Here is a 1,766-nt window from a genome sequence, read left to right as displayed (position 1 = left end):
TCGGGGGACGTGGCGCGGTGGAGTACGGAGGGGCTGCTGGAGTACCTGGGGCGGGCGGACGAGCAGGTGAAGATCCGGGGCTTCCGGATCGAGCCGGGTGAGGTCGCGGCGGTTCTGGCGGGGCATCCGGGGTTGGCGCAGGCGGCGGTCGTCGCGCGGCAGGACGCCCCGGGTGACACCCGGCTGGTGGCCTACGTGGTGGCGGACGACGAGGACGCGGACGCGGTCCGGTTGTCGGGTGCGGTGCGGGAGTTCGCGGAGGAGCGGCTGCCGTCGTACATGGTGCCGTCCGCCGTCGTCGTCCTGGACGCCCTGCCGCTGACCGTGAACGGCAAGCTCGACCGCAAGGCCCTGCCGGCGCCGGAGTTGACGGCCGGGGGCGGCCGTGGTCCGGCCACGGTGCAGGAGGAACTGCTCTGCCAGGCCTTCGCCGAGGTCCTCGGCCTGCCGGCGGTCGGGGTGGACGACGACTTCTTCACCCTCGGCGGTCACTCCCTGCTCGCGATCTCCCTCGTCGAGTACCTGCGGACCCGCGGGGTCGCGGTGTCGGTGCGGACGCTCTTCCAGACGCCGACCCCGGCCGGCCTGGCTTCGGTGGCCGGCCCGCAGGAGGCCGAGGTCCCGGCCAACCTGATCCCCGTCGGCGCGACCGAGATCACCCCCGCGATGCTGCCGCTGGTCGAGCTCGACACGGCCGACATCGAGCGGATCGTGGCGCAGGTGCCGGGTGGCGCCGGCAACGTCGCCGACGTGTACCCGCTCGCACCGCTCCAGGAAGGCATCTTCTTCCACTACCTGATGGCTGTTCAGGAGGGTGGTGGAGCCGATGTGTACGCGTCCCCGACGGTCCTCGGCTTCGACACCCGCGAACTGCTGGACGCCTTCCTCGGGGGACTCCAGCAGGTGGTGGACCGGCACGACATCTACCGCACGGCGATCGTCTGGGAGGGCCTGCGCGAGCCGGTCCAGGTGGTCGCGCGCCGGGTCGAACTACCGGTCGAGGAGATCGCGATCGACGGGCACGGCCCGGAGCCGGTGCAGCAACTGCTGGCCGCCGCCGAGCAGCCGATGGACCTCGGCCGGGCGCCGCTGATGCGGGTGTTCACCGCCGCCGAGCCGGACAGCGACCGCTGGTTGCTCCTGCTCTGCATCCACCACCTGGCGCAGGACCACACCACCCAGGACGTCCTGCTCGGGGAGCTGCGGGCGATCCTGTCCGGCGACGGCGACGCGCTTCCGGAGCCGCTGCCGTTCCGCAACTTCGTCGCGCAGGCCCGCCTCGGCGTGCCGCGCGAGGAGCACGAGCGGTACTTCACCGAGCTGTTGGGCGACGTCGAGGAGACGACGGCCCCGTACGGGCTGCTCGACGTGTACGGCGACGGCGCGGAGTCGATCCGCGCACAGCTCCCCCTCGGCGAAGAACTGGCCGTACGCGTACGCAACTTGGCGCGATTGCGGGGAGTGAGTGCGGCGACGGTCTTCCACCTGGCGTGGGCGCGGGTACTCGCGACCGTCTCGGGCCGGGACGACGTGGTGTTCGGCACCGTGCTCTTCGGCCGGATGAACGCCGGGCTCGGCGCGGAGCGGGTCCCGGGCCTCTTCCTCAACACCCTCCCGGTGCGGGTCCGCGTCGGCGAGGCGGGCGTCGGCGAGGCGCTCGACGGCCTGCGCCACCAGCTGGCCGAGCTGCTGGTGCACGAGCACGCGCCGCTCTCGGTGGCGCAGCAGGCCAGTGGTGTGCCCGGAGGCAGCCCGCTGTTCACCTC

Annotated in this window: 1 protein-coding gene; it reads left to right on the top strand. The window is 72.8% G+C overall.

The window, feature by feature from the left end; all coding sequences use genetic code 11:
- On the top strand, positions 1 to 1,766 hold a 1,766-nt coding region (locus tag ACFC1F_RS43290), incomplete at both ends, for a condensation domain-containing protein (RefSeq protein ID WP_376167315.1).

Source organism: Kitasatospora sp. NPDC056181 (assembly GCF_042266225.1).
Classification (GTDB): domain Bacteria; phylum Actinomycetota; class Actinomycetes; order Streptomycetales; family Streptomycetaceae; genus Kitasatospora.
Note: the sequence above shows the minus strand (reverse complement) of the source record. Positions and strands in the feature narration are given on the sequence as shown.